Annotated in this window: 1 pseudogene; it reads right to left on the bottom strand. The window is 34.9% G+C overall.

The annotated features are described in order from the left end of the window. Positions 1 to 239: pseudogene (locus ACIPNH_RS00100) on the bottom strand (hypothetical protein); the annotation flags it as partial. Positions 240 to 829 lie beyond the last annotated feature (590 nt).

The following is an 829-nucleotide window of genomic DNA, read 5'->3' as shown; positions in this document are numbered from 1 at the left end:
TCGATACAACTAGAAGCCTGACGCTCACACTCGAGCCTCCTGAGCAAATCTTGTCTGGTGAGCTCCTCTATGGCTGCTTTTAGTTCATTTAGCTTCTGCTCTGCAGAGAAATCTTGCTCCCTGATTTTTCCTTGGAAGATCGAGCTACCGTTTCCGTTATTATCTGAAAAATTTTCCATTATTTTTGCCTCCTCAATAAAATTACTGCCTTTGTTGTTACCTGAAAAGCTTTCCACCATTTTTACTTCCTTCATAAAACTTAATTCTACAGTACTAAATATTTAAGAATTATTAATGTAAAGATGTCAATAAAATTATTTACATTTTTACACTATATATATATTATATCATGTGCTATTTAACCTTTCAATAATATTTTTTATTTTTACTGCTTCTTCAAACTCTAGTATGCACTTTTCTTAAATTATCCTTATTAATATTTGCTTTTGCCTCTATCCCACTTTTTCTTGTAAAGTATTTGATATAGATTTTATTATACTCTTTGGCATAACATTTGCAACATACTTTATCTATAAAGGGAAATTATTATACTTGCAGCTAGACACAATTTGAAATAATTTACACTATAAAGTTAAGGAACGAGATCCCAGTGTCACGCACTGGGATGACAGCAGTCCTACGTCATACCGCGATTCATTCGCGGTATAGATTCCGCTAACAAGTAGCGGAATGACGAATTTTTGTTTTTCAAATTATCGTAAGTCACTTTAGCTATATCAGAGCAATAGAGGCAGTGCGTAGAGGAGCTCACCAGACAAGATTTGCTCAGGAGGCTCGAGTGTGAGCGTCAGGCTTCTAGTTGTATCGA

It is taken from the genome of Wolbachia endosymbiont of Drosophila barbarae (assembly GCF_044752445.1).
In the GTDB taxonomy this organism is placed as follows: Bacteria; Pseudomonadota; Alphaproteobacteria; order Rickettsiales; family Anaplasmataceae; genus Wolbachia; species Wolbachia pipientis.
The sequence above is the reverse complement of the archived record's forward strand: the minus strand, read 5'-3'. Positions and strand labels throughout refer to the sequence as shown.